Raw genomic sequence first — 4,951 nt, 5'->3', positions numbered from 1 at the left:
GGGCCAGTTTGCCCAGCGCCTCGATGGGGTCGTCCATGTCGTAGAGAATCATGTTGGCCGGATCGAAGTTCACCGCGACGTTGGCCGCGCCGCGCCTCCTCATTTCGTCGAGGAACTCGAGCAGCGTATCCGCTTTTTCCTGGCCGGTTTCCATCAGCAGTCCCGCGCCGGCGTCGGCGAACAGACCGGCAAGCGTAGCGACGCGCCCAGCAAGCTTGTCGAAATCCGGGTCGCCGGGGTCGTGGGGCAGGAACCCCGCGTGCGCCATGATGTATGGCAGGCCCAGTTCCCGGGCTTTGGCAGCCGTGGCCTTGGCCAGCGCCACGTTCTCTTCCCAGTGCTGGTCCGGCACGATGCCGCCCGTGCGGCGAATCGTCTCCGGGGTCGTGTAATCCTCGCCTATCGTCGAATACATCCCCGTTACGATACGAATCCCCGACGCGGCCAGCACCACCTCCACGCCGTTCCATGCACCCGTGTCTCCGCGGTGCGGCGTGAGGCCGAGCTGCACGCGCTTCACGCCAAGGGCGTTCACCTTCTCCGCCAGGTCCTCGGGACCCGTCGCCTGGAGCGACCAACTGCACACACCAATCTGTTCTGCTGTTTGAACTTTCACTGGAACGAGCCTCCTTCTAATCCGCTTAGCTGCAACTACCGGGCATTGCACGCAAGGTCACAGCAGACCCAGCCCGATGCCCATCCTACCACATTGCCACCCGCGACCTGAAAATGCCGCGATTGCCAAGGGGGCGCTCCGGGGCTCGCGAATCATGAACGCGGATCTTCATGCCACAACCGCGTTACAAACAAGTGGTGCGCCTTCTGTCCCTGCGGCCCCCTTTTTCTGTGTTTACCGGGTTGTAATCCCTCGTGCGAGGTGTCATGATCGCCCGCGCTGGGCATCAATCACGCTTTCACTGTGGGCCACACCGAGGAGGGGCATCCTTGTTTACGCGAACGTATCTGCCGCACATTGCTGCAACGATGGGCTGGGTCTGTGCAATGCTCGTGCCGGGCGCCGCTGCGGCACAGGAAGCGTCCGGCGCGACGGCCTTCTATGTTGCGCCAAACGGCAACGATGCGTGGACGGGCAGACTCGAGGCGCCGAGCGCCGAAGGCACGGATGGGCCGTTCGCGACCATTGCGGCCGCGCGCGACGCCATTCGCGCGCTCGACCCCGCGGCAAGAACCCAGGCCCCGATCCGCGTCCTGATCCGCGAAGGCACGTACCACGTCACGGCGCCGGTGACGTTCGGCCCGCAAGACTCGGGCGCCGTCTCCGCGCCCATCACCTACGAGGCGTACCCGGGGGAGCGTCCGGTAATTCACGGCGGGCGCATCCTCGAAGGATGGACCGTGGGCCAGACCCTGTGGACCCTCGAGTTGCCCGAGGTGCGCGACGGGAAATGGGTGTTCACCGGGTTGTATGTGAACGGCGAATGGCGGCAGCTCGCCCGCACGCCCAATCCGGCGCACCCCGTGGGCGATTATCCCGGAGACACCGATTATTTCCATACCACGGGCCGCGTAATGGTGACGAATGCGGACACGGGGAAAGAGGAGCCCAGCCACGACAAGATCCGGTTTCAGCCGGGCGACCTGCAGCAGTGGGAGAGCCTCGCGGACGCCTGGGTAGTCGTGTTTCAATCGTGGGACACCTCGATGCACTTCGTCAAGAGCCTCGACCTGGAGAATCATATCCTCGAGTTTACTGCCGGGTCCGGCTGGCCCATGGGCTATTGGCAGCCCGCGGGACAGCGTTTCTTCGTCGAGAATCTCTTCGAGGGCCTCGACCAGCCCGGGGAATGGTACCTGAACCGCAAGACGGGCGTGCTCTACTACTACCCCCTGCCGGGCGAAACGCCCGAGACCGTCACCCTAGTGGCGCCGGTGACGCAGCAATTGCTTGTCCTCGCGGGCAAACCCGAGGAAGGGGCGTTTGTTGAGCACCTCGCGTTCAAAGGATTGCGCCTGCACTACGGCGAATACACCCTTCCGGCGGAGGGCTACCCCGGGGGGCAGGCGGCCGTGCCGGTCAACGCCGCCATCGAAGCCCTTGGCGCGCGCAATTGCCTTATCGAGGCGTGCGAGGTCGCCCACGCCGGCAATTATGGCGTCTGGTTCCGCGCGGGATGCCAGGACAACCGCCTCTGCCGCTCGGAAGTGGCCGATCTCGGCGCGGGCGGGGTCCGCATCGGCGAAACCAGCGACGCCGCAACTCCCAACCTCGCGTGCGAGCGCAACATCATCGACAACTGCTTCATTCACGACGGCGGGAAACGCTACCGCGGGGCGGTTGGCGCGTGGCTCGGGAGAAGTTCGTACAATACGCTCTCGCACAACGAAATCTGCGACTTCCGGTACTCGGGCGTCTCGGTCGGGTGGTCGTGGGGATTTGCCCCGAGCTCCGCGCACAACAACATCATCGAATACAATCGCGTGCACCACACCGCCAAGGGCCAGCTCAGCGACACCGGAAGCATCTATACCCTCGGCGTTTCCCCCGGAACCATTATCCGCAACAACATCTTCCACGACTCGATTTCGTACCCGAAAGTTTCGGGCGGATGGGGAATCTACTTCGACGAAGGTTCTTCGTACATCGTGGCCGAGAATAACCTGGTCTACAACACCTCGAGCGGCAACCTGCACCAGCATTACGGCAAAGAAAACCGGGTGCTCAACAACATCTTCGCCTACTCGCACGGGCCTCAGCTGCGCCGCTCGCGCGAGGAAGAACACATCTCGTTCATCCTCGAGCGCAATATCGTCTACAGCAATAACGAGTCCATGCTGGGCATCCACTGGGACAACGGCAACTACCAGCTCCACGCCAACTGCTACTGGAGTTCCTTCGGCCCGGACCTCGATTTCGCCGGCCGCGATTTCCAGCAATGGCAGGCCGAGGGCCACGACGCGCAGTCGATCATGGCCGACCCGCTCTTCGCCGATCCCGAACACGCCGATTTCCGGCTCGCGGCGGATTCCCCGGCTCTCGGCCTCGGGTTCCAGCCCTTCGACCTTTCCGCGCCGGGGTTGTATGGCGAGCCCGAGTGGACCGACAAACCCAAACAGATTCCCCGGGAGCCCTTCTCGCCGCCGCCTGTGCCCGAACCCGTCAGCATCGCCGACGATTTCGAACAAACCCCCGTAGGCGAAACCGCACGCATCGCGGCGCCCCAGGGCGAGGGTGCCGGCGCCTCGATCCGCGTTACCGATGAAACCGCCGCATCCGGCAGCCACAGCCTGAAGTTTACCGACGCGCAGGGCCTCCAGTACGCATTCTTCCCCTACATGTCCTGCGCCCCCCACCTCCGGACGGGGACGGCCGTGGGCTCGTTCGCGGGACGTTTCGAGCCGGGCACGGTATTCTTCCACGAGTGGCGCGACAACCGTTCCCCCTACCGCATTGGCCCAAGCCTCTGGGTGCGCGACGGACAGCTTTCCGCTAACGGACAGCCTCTGATGGCCCTGCCCCCCGGCGTGTGGGTGCGGTTCGAGATCGTGTGCGCGCTGGGAAGTCAATCCACCGCAACCTACGACTTGACCGTCACCCTGCCCGAACAGGAACCCAAACGGTTCGAAGGGCTGCCACAGACCGGCGAGAGCATCAAACGCGTCGACTGGTTTGGCTTCGTCTCGAACGCTGACGCGACCACGGTCTTCTACATCGACGACGTCGCCATCCAGACACGGAAACAGTAAGGGTCACTTGCGGACCTAGCGTGACTCGAGCCGGTAAAGATGGGTCTTGGTGCGAAGGAAGAGGGCTTTGCCCGACACCGCAGGCGAGGCGAGGCACCCGGATTCGAGGCGGTTTTCGGCAAGAATCTCGAACGTCCGGCCGGCCTTCATCACGGTGGTTTCACCCTGCATGTTCGAGGCGTAGATGCGTCCGTCCGCGTATATGGGCGAGGCCATGAAATTGCCGCCGATTCGTTCGCTCCACACCATCTCGCCGGTCAGAGCGTCGACGCACGAGGCGATGCCTTCGTTGCTGACCATGTAAATCAGTTCGCCCACGAGCACCGGCGACGGCTGCTTGGGAACTTCCTTGCCTGCCACGCGCCATGCGACGTGCGTGTCGGTGATGTCACCCTGGCCGCCGGGACGAATGGCCCACAACTCGGTTTGGCCGTGGCCAGTCGTCACATAAAGAAGACCGTTGCCGAACAGAGGCCGGGGCGAGGCCGAGTGGGCGTCGTGATGGGTCTTCCAGAGCTCCGCGCCGGTGTACGGATCATAGGCGAACCCGGCACACGCGCCGAGCGAGATCAGTTGCGGCTTTCCTTCCCATTCGATGACGAGAGGGGTACAGAACGCCTTGTGATAATCCCCGTCGCGGAAGTACCGCCCGTTTTCGAGCAGGTCCTTCCATTGGGTCGAACGGTTGGTCTTCCAGACGGTGCCGCCCGTGTTCTTGTCGAGCGCGGCAATGTACTGCTGGTCAATGCCGTCGAACGAGAGGATCAAGAGGTTTTCGTAGAGCAGCGGCGACGACCCGGGGCCGCGGAAGTGGCGGCACGGAAGGTCGCGGCGCTCCCATACCGGCTTGGCCGTGGCCGTGTCCAAACACGCCGTGCCATACGAGCCGAAGTGGACGTATACGCGCCCGGGCTCGATGACCGGCGACGGTGACGCGTAACTGTTGATGTTGTTCCCGAGCGGCTCGGGGTTCTCGTTCTCGAAAACTCTTTCGTTGAACCGGATTTCGCCGGTTTGGGCATCGACGCAGATCGCGAAGGATTCGCGGCCGTCCGCGGTGGCCGTGGTCAGCCAAATCTGGCCGCCGAGGATGACCGGGGTCGAATGCCCTTCATGGGGGATGGCCGTTTTCCAGGCGATATTCTGGGTTTCGCTCCAGGTGAGGGGCAGCCTAATGGGTTCCGTGCTGCCGGGGGCCTGGGCATTGCCGTTTTTCCACGGACCCCGGTACTCGGGCCAATCCGTC

General features: G+C 63.7%; 3 protein-coding genes. 1 reads left to right on the top strand and 2 read right to left on the bottom strand.

What is annotated here, in order from left to right; translation table 11 throughout:
• A partial coding sequence (locus PLJ71_20545) for a TIM barrel protein (GenBank protein ID HQM51083.1) occupies positions 1-616 on the bottom strand: 616 nt, incomplete at its 3' end.
• 329 nt (positions 617-945) lie between these two features.
• Here PLJ71_20545 and PLJ71_20540 point away from each other — a divergent pair.
• A complete protein-coding gene (locus tag PLJ71_20540) occupies positions 946-3,705 on the top strand; it encodes a right-handed parallel beta-helix repeat-containing protein (protein HQM51082.1) in 2,760 nt (919 codons plus the stop codon).
• Between the two features lie 15 nt (positions 3,706-3,720).
• Here PLJ71_20540 and PLJ71_20535 read toward each other — a convergent pair.
• A partial coding sequence (locus PLJ71_20535; GenBank protein HQM51081.1) for a PQQ-binding-like beta-propeller repeat protein occupies positions 3,721-4,951 on the bottom strand: 1,231 nt, incomplete at its 5' end.

The sequence above is a fragment of the Candidatus Hydrogenedentota bacterium genome, from assembly GCA_035416745.1.
Classification (GTDB): Bacteria; Hydrogenedentota; Hydrogenedentia; order Hydrogenedentales; family SLHB01; genus UBA2224.
The sequence above is the reverse complement of the archived record's forward strand: the minus strand, read 5'-3'. Positions and strand labels throughout refer to the sequence as shown.